Origin of the sequence: Brevibacillus sp. JNUCC-41, assembly GCF_014844095.1 — a bacterium.
In the GTDB taxonomy this organism is placed as follows: domain Bacteria; phylum Bacillota; class Bacilli; order Bacillales; family DSM-1321; genus Peribacillus; species Peribacillus aracenensis.
Window position 1 is genome coordinate 2700193 of record NZ_CP062163.1, and the last position, 16404, is coordinate 2716596.

Below are 16404 nucleotides of genomic sequence, written 5' to 3' on the forward strand. Positions count from 1 at the left end.
ACATACAATAGCTTACCTTCACTAAAATTCAGGCTCCCTTTATGGGTGCCTCTTTTTGTCGATGGAATCATCTCAAAATAGGTTCAGGTTATTCCTATTCTGTTGATATAGTAAAATATTTTTTTAGAATGGTGACTTTGATGGAAAATTGAAGAGTGGGGGAGCAGGAAGGTCGTTTAGTATGTTGATATTTATGAACTTATAAGGGGGGGAATTCTAGGGATGGCTAGGATTCCTAAGATAAAGTCAACTAAGTTTAGAAATATTAATATTTAAAAATACCATTAAGATGTCTTTAAAGTAGTGTTTAGTTTATCAGCAGATTTCGATTACGATTCGTGCGCCAGGATAGGCGTTCACCTTTTCCTTCAGGTGGAACTAAAAGAAATGAAAACGATTTCATTTGATGACGGTTCTTATATTGGCTTGATGATCAAAAAAATATATTAAGTTGACCTTAATGAAAGGCGGAAACATTGAAAAGAAAAAATTCGTTAAGGAAGATGAGCTGATCATCCGCAAAACTTGCGGTTCCAAATTGGAAAAAAGCTTGAATGTATAAAAATGTTTGGAAAGATTGCTATGTTAGTAATAGAAGGCTCCCTTTTATGGGAGCCTTATACGTTTGAGAGAGATTCAGGTTTATTCACTCAACACCACTAGGATTCTTATCTGGTGGAAATATCAGACTAAGCCACAGGTGTGGCAGGAGCTTCACTGACATCATTCTTAAATTAATGTAAGCTTTACCCTAAATATTTGGAAACGTAAATGATGTTTGTGAATCCCATTCATCTTGAATGTGGATTTTTTTAATTGAATGTTTAGTGCTTTTTAGTTGGCTTTATTTACGGTTCACTTTTAGTGGATTCCAGTCCAGATGAAATTACAGATACTGTTTGTATTTCTTTAACTTATAGATGACTGTTGGCTGGCTGATGCCCAAATGTTCTGCCATCTCGTATGTGGTTTTACATTTTTTCCATGCTTTTGCAATCAGTTGCCTTTCAACCCTTTCCAGAGTTTTCTTTAAATCGAAATTCTCTTCACAATCCTGTTCGATTGCAAGGAAGGTGGAGTCTTCAGGCTGTTCAATTTGCCCTGTGATGGATTGCGGAAGGTGTTCCGGAAATATAATTGGTTCTTCGATGGTCAGGATTAACCGTTCAATCAAGTTTTCTAATTCCCGTATATTTCCGGGCCAATGATAATGAGTCAAAACTTCATACGTCGATGGATGGATTTTTTTGAATTTCTGGTATTTATCACTGGTTTTCTGTAAGTAATGCTGAATTAAGAGAGGGATATCTTCTTTACGTTCATGTAATGCCGGAATCTGGATGGGAATCACATTCAAACGATAGAATAAGTCCAATCTAAACTTACCTTGACTTACCATCTCCTTCAAGTCTTGATTAGTTGCTGCAACCAGGCGGAAGTTAATATGGCTTTCTTTTTTTCCACCGATGCGCTTTATCTTTTTTTCCTGTAATACTTTCAGTAATTTAGCTTGCATGGCAAGTGGGAGTTCCCCGATTTCATCCAAGAAAAGAGTTCCGCTGTCAGCCTGCTCAATCAGGCCTTGCCTCCCTTGTTTATTTGCCCCTGTAAATGATCCCGGCTCATAGCCGAATATTTCCGATTCAAACAAGCTATCAGGTATCGTACTGCAATTCACTTCGATAAAAGGTTCTTTCTTTCGGTTGCTTTGGTCATGAACTGCACGGGCAAAAGTGCTTTTCCCTCCCCCGGAAGGTCCTAATAATAGAATCGTGGCATCGGTTTTTGCAACATTATGGATCGTTTTTAAAATATGCTTCGTTTCATTACTTCTAGCAATCAAATAATGGTAATCCAGTTCCTTTTCTCTTAAATCCTCGACTTCGGTTTGATAGCCTTTTATTTTTCGTTGTAATTGTTCAAATTGATCCTGCAATTGCAGAATCTCGGTTTGATCCTGACCATAGCTGATTGCCCTGACGAGAAGTCCGTCCTTATTAAAAATGGGATAGCCAGTCGACATGACAACATGACCCGTTTTCGTTTCCTGCATTATCCGCATCGCTTTCTTTTCTTTTAAAACAATCGCATTGATGGAAGGTGTGAGAAGGCCCTCGCTTTCTAATTGATAGACGGAGGTACCGATATAAGAGTCACTTTCCATACCATAAATCTCCCAAAGCTTTGGGTTGGAATATAAAATGATTCCGTCTTGATCGGTAATGAGAATGTTATTATTCGATGTTTCAATAATCTTATTTAGTTCTTCCTCCAGCATATCATCGTACATACATTCCGCTCCTTTCGGTTTTGGGATGCTGTTTAATTAAAATATAAATTAAATAGTCCAAATAATCAAAAATTAAATCAAAAAACAAGAAAATGATTAAGTTTTTAATCATTTGATGAAACAAAATAATGAAAAGCCTTATATACCGTAGCGAAATAGTTGGCCTGAATCTTGCTTATGTAAAAGGTAAGAAGAGAATTTCCAAACAAGGTGTTATATATGTCCATTCTATTGAAAGGCTCTTTTCGTAAAGAATGTTGTTTTTAAAACGAAACGATTTAAGGTTGATTGGAGCGGAAGTGCGAGAGTCCTGCGGGAGCAGCGGGACAGGTGAGACCCCACAGGCGTTCACGCCGAGGAGGCTCACCGCCCGCCCCGCGGAAAGCGAGCATTGGAGGGGAAATCAACCACACCTCATTACTTGGTGAATAGCAACAAAGTATGCGAAAACAGCCATTTGAAAAGATGGAAGTTTGTATGACATCTGCCATTGCAGTGGAGTGAAAAATAATAGCAGATTTAGAATTTAGGAGGATGTTACATGATGAAGTATCAACCGAAAGACTCATTCAAATCACCCCGTTTTTGTGGAGTGCGTACGTTTATGCGGCTCCCATTTGTTGAACGGGTAGATGAACATATGGATTTTGTCATTACGGGAATTCCTTTTGATTCCGGGCAATCATTTAGAACGGGTGCGAGATTCGGACCAGAAGCCATTCGCGATTTTTCAATCCTTTTACGTCCTTATAATCCAGAACAAGATATTAATATTTTTGACTATATATCCGGAATTGATTATGGGGATATTCCGATCATTCCGGGGTATATTTCTGAAACATATAAAAAGATCGAGGAAGAGCTTACCCCCGTCATTGAAAAAGGGATCATTCCCATTTCATTGGGGGGGCGATCATTCCATTACGCTAGGGGAGTTACGTGCGATCGTAAAAAAACATGGTCCAGTTGCCCTGCTTCAATTCGATGCTCACTCTGATACTTGGGATAGTTATTTTGATCAAAAGTATAATCACGGAACCGTTTTTCGCCGCGCGATAGAAGAGGGTCTCATCGATGTATCACGATCTCTTCAAATTGGTATGAGGGGCGGTCTGTATGGACCGGAAGATCTTCAGGATGCCCGGGATTTAGGTTTGGGCGTTTATACGACAAACGATTATAAACGTATCGGGGTCGAAAAGATGCTAAGGGTCATTCATGAGCGTGTTGCGGATGGTCCGGTGTTTTTATCCTTTGACATTGATTTCTTAGATCCGGTCTATGCTCCAGGAACGGGTACCCCTGAAGTTTCAGGAGCCAGCATTGATGATGCTTTAGCCTTAGTGAGAGGATTGACGAATATAGATTTTGTTGGATTCGATCTTGTTGAGGTTTTACCATCATACGATCACGGACAAATCACGGCTGCCGCAGCCGCTAATATTGTCTATGAATTCATCACACTCATCGCTCTCGCAAAAAAAGGGGAACTGGAGAAAAAAGAGAGAGCCGGAGATTTGGAAACCCAGCTTAACAAGTAATTCCTCATTTTTACTGGAAAGAAGGAAGGTATCGGTGTAATCCCTTCCTTCCCTCTTTACAAAGCGATAGAACATAACAAGCCCAAAAGGAGATGTGTAAATGCATATTTTGGATATATCGATCATGATTCTATATTTTTCTGTTTTAATCATTGTGGGAGTAATCGGATCCAGACGGGCAAAAACGGCAGATGATTTCATTGTGGCAGGACGTAATCTTGGTCATTTTATGTATTTATCCTGTTTAGCTGCTGTGATATTAGGGGGTGCTTCTACTCTAGGAACAGCAAAGTTAGGTTATCAGTTTGGGATATCCGGTATTTGGCTAGTGGTGATGATCGGGCTCGGCATTATCGCTATCGGGTTGTTTTTAACAAATAAGATATTTAATTTAAAAGTATTGACGATCAGTGAAATGCTTGAGAAGCGCTACAACTCTCAGACAAGATTGATCAGTGCCCTTGTCTCTGTTATCTATACATTCATGCTGACTGTAACGCAAGTGATTGGGATGGGGACGATTTTACATGTTTTGGCTGGCTGGAATTTAACGGTTTCCATGATAGTCGGGGGTGGGATCGTTTTATTTTATACAATATTAGGAGGTATGTGGTCAGTCACCATGACTGATGTCGTGCAATTCGTCATCATGACGATCGGTATTTTCTTTATCATGCTTCCGTTGAGCATCTCTAAGGCAGGAGGGTGGGGCTCGCTTAAAGAGAGTCTCCCTGCATCACATTTCGAGCTAGGCAACATTGGCGGAGAGACAATTTTTCAGTATTTCCTACTATTTACTCTAGGGGTAGTTGTTGGCCAGGATATTTGGCAGCGTCTTTTTACTGCACGAACCAAAGCAGTTTCTCGTGGCGGAACGATTGGAGCGGGACTATATAGTGTTTTTTATGCAATTGCAATCAGTATCATTGGAATGTGCGCTTTTATTATCCTTCCCGATTTAGGAGATCCACAAAATGCATTTACCAGCATAGCGATGGTAACTTTACCTGCTGGTCTATTGGGGGTTGTCATTGCGAGCGTGGTATCTGCCCTAATGTCCACAGCTTCAGGAACTTTGCTAGCTTCGTCCACTTTAGTCGTTAATGACATCATTAAAAAATATATTGGTCCAAAAATGAGTGAACGACAATTTTTAAAAACATCCCGAATTACAACTTTAACGATCGGTGTATTGACCATAATCGTTTCGATATGGATTCAAGATATTTTAGTAGCATTGGATGTAGCTTACGCCATTTTATCCGGTGCTGTGTTCTTTCCGATCATCCTTGGTTTCTTTTGGAAAAGGGTCACGGCCACAGCGGCATTTTACTCCATTCTGGCCAGCATGATCGTTATTATTGTGGGATTGATGATAAATGGACCTTCCTCCACTCAACCAATTCTGTACGGGCTTGCTACTAGTTTTGTCGTCATCACTACGATTACCTTCCTAAGTTCCAATAATGATCAAAAGAACAAAAGTGAAGTAAAGCAAGATCTAAAGGGTAAAGCTGACATGGACACAATGGCTAATTGATGGTTCGGCAAAAAAAAGGAAAAATTGAGGAGGAAAGTAAAAATGACAAAGACAATTTCCCTGCAACCGGCAACATTCAATACATTGGAAGAAGAGCGCACTCACCGGAAGCAACGGTTGGCAGCTTCATTCCGTCTTTTTTCAAAGTTTGGTTTCGATGAAGGGATAGCTGGCCATATTACGGTCCGTGATCCTAAATATACAGACCATTTCTGGGTTAATCCTTTTGGGATGCATTTTAGTCAAATTTCCGTTTCGGATCTAATATTGGTTAATCATAAAGGTGATATTGTAGAGGGTGAACATTCCGTGAATGGTGCTGCCTTTGCCATTCATTCTGAAATTCATAAAGCGCGACCGGATGCGATTGCAGCGGCGCATGCTCATTCGGTATATGGAAAGACATGGTCTTCCTTAGGGAGACTATTAGATCCGATTACACAAGATGCCTGCCAATTTTACAATGACCATGCATTATTTGATGATTTTACTGGTGTGGTTTATGCATCCGAAGAAGGTAAGCGCATTGCTAAGGCTTTAGGTCAATACAAAGCTGTCATCCTCCGCAACCATGGATTGTTAACGGTCGGCCAATCTGTAGATTCAGCTGCTTGGTGGTTCATAACGATGGAACGGTCATGTCAAGCTCAGATAATGGCTGAATCTGTTGGTAAGCCGATTTTTATAGAAGAAGAGTATGCAAAGTTAACAGCAGAACAAACAGGAACGGAATATGAGGGTTGGCTGAGTTTTCAGCCTCTTTGGGACAGAATCAAAAAAGAGCAACCGGATTTCTTGAAGTGATCATCATGCACGGCATGATATAGTCGCAACGGATTGCCTTCCAATAATACAGGGAAAAGGGAATCGGAGGGTCTTGAGGAGGTTTTATAATGTCTGGTTCTAAGAAAATGGCACCTTCACTTTATATCAGGGTCGATATACCGGAAAAATACATCAATGAGTTTAAGGAGATTTGTTCAGAAGTTGTTGTCGAGCCATGGGAATTCGGTGAACCTGAACCACAGCCAACAGTTGATTTATCAAAGTTTGATGTCATTTATACGCAAGGGCTTCATGATAATCTTAACATTATAAAAAAAGCTCCTAGGATTAAATGGGTCCATTCAGACAGTGCTGGAGTGGAGGCCATGCTGAATGAAGATATAGAAAACAGCGATGTCATCATCACCAATGTCAAAGGCTGCACATCAGTCCCGATAGCGGAGCATACAATTGCGATGCTATCTTCGTTAGCAAGAGGCATACCGACAATGATCAGAAATCAAATAAACAAAACCTGGGTTGAAGTTCCTGTGAAAGATCTTGAAAATGCGACAGTGGGGATAATTGGGTATGGTGATATTGGCTATGAGATAGCAAAGCGATGTAAAGCACTAGGCATGACCGTTATCGGGTGCCGCCGGAATCCCTCAAAGAGGAACAAAGAATACGAACCTGCTGATTTGATAATGGGTATGGATCAAGTGGATGATGTCCTTTCCATGTCCGATTTTGTCGTCTTGGCACTGCCGTATACACAAGATACCTCATACTTTTTTAATAAAGAACGCTTAAATAAAATGAAAAAAGGCAGCTATGTAATTAATGTCGGCCGCGGCAATACGATTGTGGATGAAGATTTAATCGATTCCTTAAACAATGGGCAAATAGCAGGAGCGGCTCTAGATGTGTTTGAAGTAGAACCTTTACCTAAGGATCACCCTTTCTGGCAGCTGGAAAATGTCATGGTTTCCCCGCATAATGCTTATAACTCTTCCAAACACATAGATCGTGTGATGGAATTATTCCTGAAAAATTTAAAGCTTTTTTCTGACGGTAAGCCCCTAATGAACGTTGTGGAAAAAAAACTTGGTTATTAGTAGTAATGGACTCATTGTAAGAAAATACTTTATAGAATAGTGTTCATTATTGTTGATGAGGACATAAATTGAGAGACTGCAAAAGCCTAGAAAGCTTTGTGGTCTTTTTTATATTTTAGACATCATGAACTAGTAACCGGTTGATTTATTTCATTTATGAAAGATTATATTTCAGAATTGAAATATAAATTAAGATTTAGGCGATTTACCATTTTAATAATCTGAATAATCAACAAATATTATAGTTGTCTGTTTTGGCATGAGAATTGCAATGGTTTAGTATAAATCCAATAAATGAGGTGAAGTCCATTGACCCGTTACGAATATGGCGGTGATGAGTTTATTTTTGTTGAATTAGCTGAGGCAATGAGTCTTGAAACAAATTTTCAAGCAATGGCTATTACTAAGGTGTTACGAAAAGAGAAAGTATCAGGAATTTTGGATATTTGTCCTTCCAATGCTTCCTATATGATTCGGTTTAATCCAGATCTCATTCATCCAGATGACTTAATTTCAAAATTGAAAGAACTTGAAAAATATGTTTCCTTGGAAAACTTTGAAATAACTGCACGTGCAGTAGATGTACCCATATTATTTGAAGATCCTTGGACACATGAGGCATTAATGCGTTTTAGAGATCGGCATCAGGATCCAACATCAACAGATATTGAATATGTGGCACATACAAATGGCTTTCATACGAAAGAAGATTTAATTAAATCAATTACGGATGCCCCTTATCTGGTTTCGATGATAGGCTTTGTACCGGGCTTGCCATGGTGCTATCAAATGGTTCCAAACGAGCAGCAAATCGAAGCACCTAAATATGTTCGCCCTCGAACATATACGCCAGAGAGGGCATTCGGATTCGGCGGTTCATTTGCCGTTATATATCCGGTTCAAGGTGCAGGTGGTTATCAATTGTTTGGAACTGCTGCAGCACCGATCTTTCAAAAGGAGCAACGTTTACATGATTTTAAAGAGTCAATGACCTTCCCGAGACAGGGCGATGTTTTTAGATATCGAAGCATTTCCATGGAGGAGTACGAAGATATTCGAAAACAAGTTGAAAATGGGGAATTCCGTTATTTGACGAAGGATATAACCTTTAAACCTAAAGATGTTCTCGGAAATCCAAATGCGTTTTCAGAATCTGTGATAAGGAGGTTATATGCATGATTAAAGTTATTAACCCTGGCCTTCAAACGACTGTTCAAGATTATGGGAGAATAGGCTTTTATGAAGTGGGTATGCCACCATCGGGAGCCATGGATAAATACTCCTTCAGGGCAAGCAACTTTCTTGTTGGGAACGATGAAAATGCAGCTGTTCTCGAGATTACTTATATGGGGCCAGTCTTAGAATTCCAACAAGATGTAACCGTTGCTATTGCAGGAGGGGAAATACCACCAAAAATTAATGATCAGTATGTTCCGATGTGGGAAACATTGGAAGTTAAAGCTGGGGATGTTTTGTCCTTTGATTTTGTTAAACAAGGAGCTCGGGTGTATTTAGCGGTAGCCGGCGGAATTGAAGTGCCGCTTATTATGGAATCACGGTCCACATATACATTGTGCGGAATTGGAGGTTTCGAAGGAAGACCACTTCAAGCTGGGGACTTTTTGAAAATCGGTAATGCAAACCAATCAAAGATTGCAATCGGAACACGCATAAGTGATGAATTAATTCCGGTCTTCTCAAAAACGAATATAATACGTGTTGTTGTAGGATTGTGCAGTTATCGCCTTACTGAAGAAAGTAAAAAACGCTTTTTCTCCATCGATTGGACGGTTACAACGGAAGCAAACCGTGTTGGCTACCGTTTTAAAGGGGAGCGTTTGAATTTTGTAGAGCGTCAACAACCATTTGGAGCCGGCAGCAATCCTTCAAATGTTGTGGATTTAGGGTATCCTATCGGATCGATTCAAGTACCAGATGGTGTCGAACCGATTGCTTTGTTAAACGATGCTGTGACAGGTGGAGGCTATGCGACGATTTGTACAATTATCAGTACGGATTTAGACAAAATGGCACAAATCAAAACAAATGAGAAGGTACGCTTTGTGGCTATTGACATTAATGAAGCCCTCGAGGCAAGAAATGAATACAAAGAAAAAATCCATCAAATGAAAAAACAAGTATTAGGACAAATAGGGGGAATCAATCATGGCTGAACAAAAAACAGTTCTATCACCAATCCCAGGAGTATTTTATCGCAAACCCGCTCCCGATAAGGACGTGTACGTAAAAGAAGGAGATACAGTTAAGAATGGTGACGTTCTTGCTATGGTGGAAGTGATGAAAAACTTCTATGAAATTAAAGCAGAAACAGATGGAGTTCTTGCACAATTCTTTGTAGAGGACGAGGACATTCTAGACGCAGGACAGGAAATAGCGGTAATCATTGAACAGTAATCAATTTTGAATAAGGAAGGAGGAAAAGTAAATGGGCTATTTTAAAAAGGTGCTAATTGCAAACCGAGGGGAAATTGCTAGGAGAATTATTCGCACTTGTAAAAAGGAAGGTATTCAAACAGTCGCTGTCTATTCTGAAGCCGATGCAGAGGCTCCTTATGTCAGTGAAGCGACGGAAGCTGTATGCATCGGCCCTGCTCAAGCGAAAAAGAGTTATCTTGATATTGAAAAAGTGATTCAGGTAGCAAAAGAAACACATGCAGATGCTATTCATCCTGGGTATGGGTTCTTATCTGAAAATGCGGAATTTGTACGCAGATGTGAGGAAGAAAATATTGTCTTTATCGGTCCTTCTGCGGAAACGATACACATTATGGGCAGTAAGCTTGAAGCTCGTACCCAAATGCAAATGGCGGGCGTAAGGGTTGTGCCAGGTACGGATAAAAGCATTGAGTCAGTTGACGAAGCATTGCTGATTGCGAACGATCTTGGCTATCCACTCATGTTAAAAGCTAGCGCCGGTGGTGGTGGTATTGGGATGCAGCTTGTTCAAAATGATGCCGAGTTAATAAAAGTGTTTGATGCGACGAAGCAACAAGCTACTTCATTTTTTAAGGATGGAACTGTCTTTTTAGAAAAATGGATTTCAAAACCCCGCCATATTGAAGTGCAAATTGTCGCTGATACATACGGAAATGTCTTACATTTATTTGAACGGGAATGTTCAGTACAGCGCCGAAATCAAAAGGTGATAGAAGAAAGCCCTTCGCCATTTCTTAATGATACCCTTCGAAAAGAATTGTTGGAAGCAGCCATTCGAGGTGTAAAACAAATCGATTATACAAATGTAGGCACAATGGAATTCATTTTTGATGAAAATCAAAATTTCTATTTTCTTGAAATGAACACTCGTCTGCAAGTAGAGCACCCAGTAACTGAAGAAATAACAGGAATAGATTTAGTTGAACTACAGTTGAAAATAGCTGCGAAGGAAAAACTGCAGATTACACAGGAAGAGATAAACAAAACAGGACACGCGATTGAAAGCAGACTTTACGCAGAAGATCCTAGTACTTTCTTTCCTAGTCCTGGTGTAATTTCTAGGTTGAAATTACCCGAAAACGATGTAAGGTTGGATTTTGGCATCGTCGAAGGTAGTGCGGTGACCCCTTTTTATGATCCGATGATCGGTAAAATTATTGTTCACGGAATAACACGTGATCAAGCAATCTCAAAAATGCAGGGAGTGCTTGAAGAAATTGAAGTACAGGGAGTTAAAACAAACCTCTTGCTTCTCAAACAAATCATGAAAAATAACCAGTTTATTAGTGGTAATTATACGACTCAATTTTTAGCAGAAAATAAAGTTCAAGTTGAGGGGTGAAAGCAATGTATAAGGTAGATTTGAACTGTGATATGGGTGAGAGCTTCGGCCTTTATGAATTAGGCTATGATGAAGAATTAATGCAGCATATTACCTCGGCTAATATTGCATGTGGTTTTCATGCCGGAGATCCCCATGTTATGAGAAAAACAGTGGAAATAGCAAAGAAATATGATGTAGGGATTGGTGCACATCCAGGTTTTCCAGATTTATTGGGTTTCGGTCGTCGCTTCATGACCTGTACACCCTCAGAAATAAAAGACTATGTAATGTATCAAGTAGGCGCCTTAAGAGAATTCAGTGCAGCAGCAGATGTCAAAATCCAGCATTGTAAACCACACGGAGCTTTATTTATGAAAGCAATGGAAGATAAGACTATAGCACGAGCAATATTAGAAACAATTCATGAAATCGATCCAAATATGATCATATTTGCGCTTAGCCAATCGGAAGTGATGGAAGAAGCTATAAAAATGGGTGTCCCTGTTGCAAAAGAAGCTTATGCTGACAGGGAGCATACTGAAAGCGGGTCCATTTTGCTAACGAGAACAGGCGCACGAATCAATGATTATGAAGAAATGGCACAGCGAGTTGTTCGTATGGTCAAAGAAGGAAGAGTCATCACACACGATGGAAAAGATGTTTCCATTAAAGCAGAGACCATTTGTATACATGGAGATACACCAGGAGCGCCGACTCTGGCTAAAAAAGTTGTAGAAGCTTTAAAGGGGAGTGGCGTCGAGATTGTCCCTATTAATAAGATCATCTAATAAGATACTTGTCCTAAAATGTATATTGGTATAGTAGTGGGGTTCTAATGAATGAACTATGCTCTTTAAAATAGGACAGTCCTAAAATAGGATTAATAGATAGTTGACTAGTAAATGACTCCGGTATTGTTTGCCGGAGTCATTCTGTTTAGATCCCAATATAACGGATTGTATTGTAAATGCCTTCTAGACTCTCTTCAATTAATTTGTTAACTTCTCAAACTAAGCCGTAGTTACTTCACTAGTTGTTGAAACAAAGTATAGATATAATTGACCGAATAATCGAAATCATATTTATATTAAAATACTTCTAAATACTTATCCTTAACTAAAAAAAGTATAATAAAATAAAGATTCCGTAATCGGGAGGGGTGAGTAAGTTGATTATTTGGAACGATATTCTTAAACCGATTTCCGTATATGTTAATATACATTGCACCATTGGAGCTGTCATTCAAAAATTATCAAATCAAAAAGCGAATATTGTGTTTGTAAAGGATAAGGGGTCTTTAGTGGGCTATAGTACTATCGAGATTCTAATGAACCAAATTGCTCAAAATGAAGACTTATCAAAGCCAATTATCTATAAAAATGATATTTTAAAAGTCCCACAGTTTTCGCCTGTTGAATTTTTCCATAACGTTACTCTTATTATAGGGGAGGATGCCAATGGAGAAATTATCGGCTTCACTACAATTGAACAGGCCCGAAATCAAATCAGTGAGCTGAATTTGAAGGATTTAAATCTCCTTTTACATGGAGCTGGGGTAGGAATTGTCCGAACGAATATCGATTACCAAATAGAATATATTAATGAAACAGCAGAAAGTATTTTAGGTCTCCACCGCTCATTTTTACAGTTTCGAGACTATAAAATGTTATTAAGTATCGATAAAAATCTTGATAAAGTAATGACTGGGGAAACTCTTATAAATGTGAACGCTTCTATTAATTTTAAATGCACAGTTGGTAATTTTTACCCTTTTAAGATGGAAGATAAAATAAAAGGACTCATTCATATTTTTTTCTCGCGTGAAGTTTTCGAGGATTCTGTTAAAGAATTAGACTTTGTAAGAAATCTGAATTCTGATTTACAAACGGTATATGCTTCTTCCCAGGAACAAATACTCGTCATTGACGAAAGCGGAAAAATCATTCGAGTAGCGGGAATGTTTCTTCACGATTTTTGGAAAGTGGATAATCCAGAAAACATAATTGGTAAGAATATAAGTGAGTTTACAAGAAAAAACATTTTTCAGCCTAATGTTTTTGAACTATGTCAGAAACAAAAGAACAAGGTTACATCGATTCAGGATTCTATGGGAAAAAGTAGAGTCTGGTCTGTAGCTACCCCGGTGTACCATGAAGGGAAATTAGAAAAAGTAGTTGTACTTTCAAGGGATATTACACAAGAAAGTTCCTCAATTCATTATCAGTCGGACGAAGGTTCTCAAACTCTACAAGATCATGATGATTTTAACAATAAACAACTTGTTTATCGTTCGAAAACAATTGAGCGCTTAGTAGTAGAGATAAAGCGAGTAGCCCAATTTAATTCGACTATTCTACTGGAAGGTGAATCCGGTGTTGGGAAAGAAGTATTTGTCCACCAAATTCATTCAGCCAGTCCTCGGAGTAACCAGCAGCTAGTCCGGATTAACTGCGGTGCTATTCCAGAGAATCTCATTGAAAGTGAATTGTTCGGTTATGAGAAAGGGGCATTTACTGGTGCAGATAAAAATGGGAAAGCAGGGTTGTTTGAAATTGCTAATAACAGCACGCTTTTTCTCGATGAAATTGGTGAACTCCCTTTAAATATGCAAGTGAAGCTATTGCGTGTGTTGCAGGAACGAGAAGTGACTAGAATTGGCGGGACCCATCCAAGACCTGTAGATGTTCGAATTATAACGGCAACCAATAAGGACTTACAAGAGTTGGTGAACCAAGGTGAATTCAGAGAGGATTTATACTACCGACTATATGTTATTCCATTTAATATTCCGCCATTGCGTGAACGAAAAGATGATATCTTTCCCCTCGCCATTTATTTTTTGGAACAATTTAAAAAAATGTATGATATCAAGAAAAGTTTCACCCCAGAAGCCATTGAAGTTTTAGAGACATATACATGGCCGGGAAATGTAAGGGAACTTCAAAATATAGTGGAGCGCTTAACATTATTGGGAGAGGGAGAATGGATTAAACGGGAGCATGCATTGAAATTTTTGTACGGGGAAGTTCAAAAAAAGAAAAAACAACTATTAGTTTTAGAATTAATGCCGCTTAAAGAAGCGGTAGAAGAATTAGAAACTCAACTTATTCAAAGAGGGATGCAAAAATACGGCACTGCCGATAAATTATCTAAGGTACTAGGTGTTAGTCCTGCGACAATAAGCAGGCGGATGAAAAAGCTGAAATAACAAAGGGGGCGACAAGTATTGTTTAATTTGCCTGAAACTCATTTTAATTTCGGGGGAGACGAATACATTTATGCTGAAATTTCTCGTGAAATGAGAATTGAGAGTAACTTTAAAGCAATTGCGGTGACTGAGGAGCTGAGAAAAAGAGAAATTCCAGGCATTATTGATATTGTTTCATCCAATGCCTCCTATTTAGTTCGTTATAGTCCGGACATCGTCTCAGCAAGAGATTTACTGGATTATTTAAAAGAAATAGATTTAAAGAAAAGTAATCCTGAAAAATTAAATTTATCAGTACGAATAGTAGAAATTCCAGCATGGTACGACGATCCAGTGTCAAGAGAATATTCCCTGCGTTTTAAGGGCAGACACCCGGCCCCTGACTTAACAGATTTTGAATATGTGATGAAAGTAAATGGGTTTACAGACAAAGAATCATTTATTGAAACTCATTCAGAGACACCCTATTTAATTACGATGGTTGGATTTCTGCCTGGAACGGGTTGGCATTTTCCGCTTGGATTAAAGCCAAATGAGATCATTCAAGCACCAAAATATTATAGTCCCCGTACAGAAACTCCGGAAAGAAGCATTGGTATAGGTGGTGCGTTCAATGTGATTTATCCAGTCAATGGACCAGGCAGCTATCAACTAATTGGACGATCAGCTATCCCTTTAGTAGATAAAATAAACCCTTTAGAAGAGACTTCTTTTTTGGCAAGACCCGGAGATATATGGAAGTATCGTCCTGTTAAGGAATCTGAATATAATGAGATCGAAAGCAATGTAAGTGCTGGAACATATATTAATAAAGTAAAAGAAATTGATCTTTCGCCACTTGAATATGTACAAAAGGGAAAAAAATATATCGATGAGCTCATGGAGGGTTTTTAAATGATAGAAATTAAGGAGCCTGGGTTATGGACCACGGTACAGGATATGGGACGCGTCGGGAAGTATCATCTGGGTGTACCGCCATCAGGAGCAGCTGATAAATATTCATTTATTATTGGAAACCTTCTAGTAGGAAATCCAGCTGAATTTGCATCACTTGAGATGACATTATTAGGGGGAAAGTTTGAAATTCATAGAAATTTAATTATCGCCCTTACAGGTGCTCCAATGGAAGCATACTTAAATCACCAACGATTATCTTTCTGGGAAACCCATCAAGTAAAAGAAGGAGACATCTTAACGATAAAAGCTTGCCAACAGGGGGTGAAAAGCTATTTAAGTATCTCTGGTGGCATAAAGGTTCAAGATGTTTTAGGTAGTAAATCAACCTATGAACTAAGCCAGATTGGGGGCTTTTATGGCAGAAAGTTAGCTGTAGGCGATAGAATACAGATTAATGAACCACTGCCAGGAGCTTCAAAACAGGTTGGTAAATCTGTTCCACTAGAATTCGTCCCAACCTTTGATGACTTTCAAGAATTACGTGTCACGATGGGGTTATCAGGTTACTTGTTGAGCGATCAAGGGTTAAAAACTTTCCTCAATTCGGAATGGATCGTTTCGCATGAATCCAACCGGGTCGCTTACCGATATACTGGCCCAAGTGTAACATTCACTGAGCAATATCCACCATTCGGTGCAGGAACTAGTTTTTCGAATGTAGTTGATTTTGCGTATCCTATAGGATCTGTTATGTTTACAAATGAGGAAGAACTGATTGTTTTACATAATGATGCAATGACGGGTGGTGGTTTTGTCACAATAGGCACCGTCATAAGCCAAGATTTAGATTTAATTTCTCAATCTAGACCTTTATCGAAATGTCACTTTATCACAGTTACCATTGATCAGGCCATCCAAGCGAGAGTAGATAGGAGGGGAAATATGGAAAAGTTGTTCAGCCTTATTAAAAGGTAAGTAATGATTTAAACTTTGGACAAACATAATAAAACTCATATCTATAACAGGAGCAAAGTGTATGAGTGTATATGAAGAGGCTCAAAAAACACTCGATAGCAGAAGCGGAAATCAAGAGCTTATTGTCAATAAAGAGTTTAGATTATAGTCGTTCCAATAAATATGTACTTTCGATTCCAAGGAATATGATTATTACGTGAGCATATTTTAACTTGTTGGGTTGCTCTTTTTTTTATTAATGCAATATACCGTTTAAAAGCCCCCTCTTCATCTTTTTCTTGTATAGGAC

General features: G+C 38.9%; 12 protein-coding genes and 1 pseudogene. 12 read left to right on the forward strand and 1 reads right to left on the reverse strand.

Translation table 11 applies throughout. From position 1 onward, the window contains the following. Positions 1 to 886: 886 nt before the first annotated feature. A complete protein-coding gene (locus tag JNUCC41_RS13205) occupies positions 887 to 2290 on the reverse strand; it encodes a sigma-54 interaction domain-containing protein (RefSeq protein WP_228467617.1) in 1404 nt (467 codons plus the stop codon). 541 nt (positions 2291 to 2831) lie between these two features. Here JNUCC41_RS13205 and speB point away from each other — a divergent pair. The 12 genes and pseudogenes from speB (at position 2832) to JNUCC41_RS13265 (ending at position 16115) form a co-directional block, all read left to right on the forward strand. Further along, positions 2832 to 3831 (forward strand): annotated as a pseudogene (gene speB / locus JNUCC41_RS13210) (agmatinase). A gap of 100 nt (positions 3832 to 3931) precedes the next feature. Beyond that, positions 3932 to 5371 (forward strand): sodium:solute symporter family protein, encoded by a 1440-nt coding sequence (locus tag JNUCC41_RS13215; protein ID WP_192207949.1) that lies wholly within the window; start codon positions 3932 to 3934, stop codon positions 5369 to 5371. Between the two features lie 24 nt (positions 5372 to 5395). Further along, entirely contained in the window at positions 5396 to 6175 is a 780-nt protein-coding gene (locus JNUCC41_RS13220) for a class II aldolase/adducin family protein (RefSeq protein ID WP_228467618.1), read from the forward strand. 89 nt (positions 6176 to 6264) lie between these two features. Further along, entirely contained in the window at positions 6265 to 7254 is a 990-nt protein-coding gene (locus JNUCC41_RS13225) for a D-2-hydroxyacid dehydrogenase (protein WP_192207951.1), read from the forward strand. 309 nt (positions 7255 to 7563) lie between these two features. Next, positions 7564 to 8433, forward strand: a complete 870-nt coding sequence (locus JNUCC41_RS13230; RefSeq protein WP_192207952.1) for a 5-oxoprolinase subunit B family protein — start codon at positions 7564 to 7566, stop codon at positions 8431 to 8433. Beyond that, the gene (locus tag JNUCC41_RS13235) at positions 8430 to 9428 is read left to right on the forward strand and encodes a 5-oxoprolinase subunit C family protein (protein WP_192207953.1); all 999 of its coding nucleotides are present in this window, start codon (positions 8430 to 8432) and stop codon (positions 9426 to 9428) included. The genes JNUCC41_RS13230 and JNUCC41_RS13235 overlap by 4 nt, the downstream gene beginning before the upstream one ends. Then, complete coding sequence (locus JNUCC41_RS13240) at positions 9421 to 9669, forward strand: acetyl-CoA carboxylase (RefSeq protein ID WP_192207954.1); 249 nt, start codon at positions 9421 to 9423, stop codon at positions 9667 to 9669. Before JNUCC41_RS13235 ends, JNUCC41_RS13240 begins: the two co-directional genes overlap by 8 nt. 31 nt (positions 9670 to 9700) lie before the next feature. Beyond that, positions 9701 to 11053, forward strand: coding sequence for an acetyl-CoA carboxylase biotin carboxylase subunit (locus JNUCC41_RS13245; RefSeq protein ID WP_192207955.1), 1353 nt, complete (start codon positions 9701 to 9703; stop codon positions 11051 to 11053). 5 nt (positions 11054 to 11058) lie between these two features. Then, positions 11059 to 11823 (forward strand): LamB/YcsF family protein, encoded by a 765-nt coding sequence (locus tag JNUCC41_RS13250; protein ID WP_192207956.1) that lies wholly within the window; start codon positions 11059 to 11061, stop codon positions 11821 to 11823. Between the two features lie 731 nt (positions 11824 to 12554). Next, a complete protein-coding gene (locus JNUCC41_RS13255) occupies positions 12555 to 14243 on the forward strand; it encodes a sigma 54-interacting transcriptional regulator (RefSeq protein WP_228467619.1) in 1689 nt (562 codons plus the stop codon). A gap of 18 nt (positions 14244 to 14261) precedes the next feature. After that, positions 14262 to 15137, forward strand: a complete 876-nt coding sequence (locus tag JNUCC41_RS13260; protein WP_192207958.1) for a 5-oxoprolinase subunit B family protein — start codon at positions 14262 to 14264, stop codon at positions 15135 to 15137. Continuing rightward, positions 15138 to 16115: a 5-oxoprolinase subunit C family protein gene (locus tag JNUCC41_RS13265; protein ID WP_192207959.1), complete on the forward strand. Its 978-nt coding sequence runs from the start codon at positions 15138 to 15140 to the stop codon at positions 16113 to 16115. Positions 16116 to 16404: the final 289 nt, after the last annotated feature.

Bases quoted from the DNA above. Each gene is read 5' to 3' on its own strand.
- JNUCC41_RS13205 (WP_228467617.1), bottom strand. From the start codon at position 2,290: ATGTACGATGATATGCTGGAGGAAGAACTAAATAAGATTATTGAAACA.
- JNUCC41_RS13215 (WP_192207949.1), top strand. From the start codon at position 3,932: ATGCATATTTTGGATATATCGATCATGATTCTATATTTTTCTGTTTTA.
- JNUCC41_RS13225 (WP_192207951.1), top strand. From the start codon at position 6,265: ATGTCTGGTTCTAAGAAAATGGCACCTTCACTTTATATCAGGGTCGAT.
- JNUCC41_RS13235 (WP_192207953.1), top strand. From the start codon at position 8,430: ATGATTAAAGTTATTAACCCTGGCCTTCAAACGACTGTTCAAGATTAT.
- JNUCC41_RS13240 (WP_192207954.1), top strand. From the start codon at position 9,421: ATGGCTGAACAAAAAACAGTTCTATCACCAATCCCAGGAGTATTTTAT.
- JNUCC41_RS13245 (WP_192207955.1), top strand. From the start codon at position 9,701: ATGGGCTATTTTAAAAAGGTGCTAATTGCAAACCGAGGGGAAATTGCT.
- JNUCC41_RS13250 (WP_192207956.1), top strand. From the start codon at position 11,059: ATGTATAAGGTAGATTTGAACTGTGATATGGGTGAGAGCTTCGGCCTT.
- JNUCC41_RS13265 (WP_192207959.1), top strand. From the start codon at position 15,138: ATGATAGAAATTAAGGAGCCTGGGTTATGGACCACGGTACAGGATATG.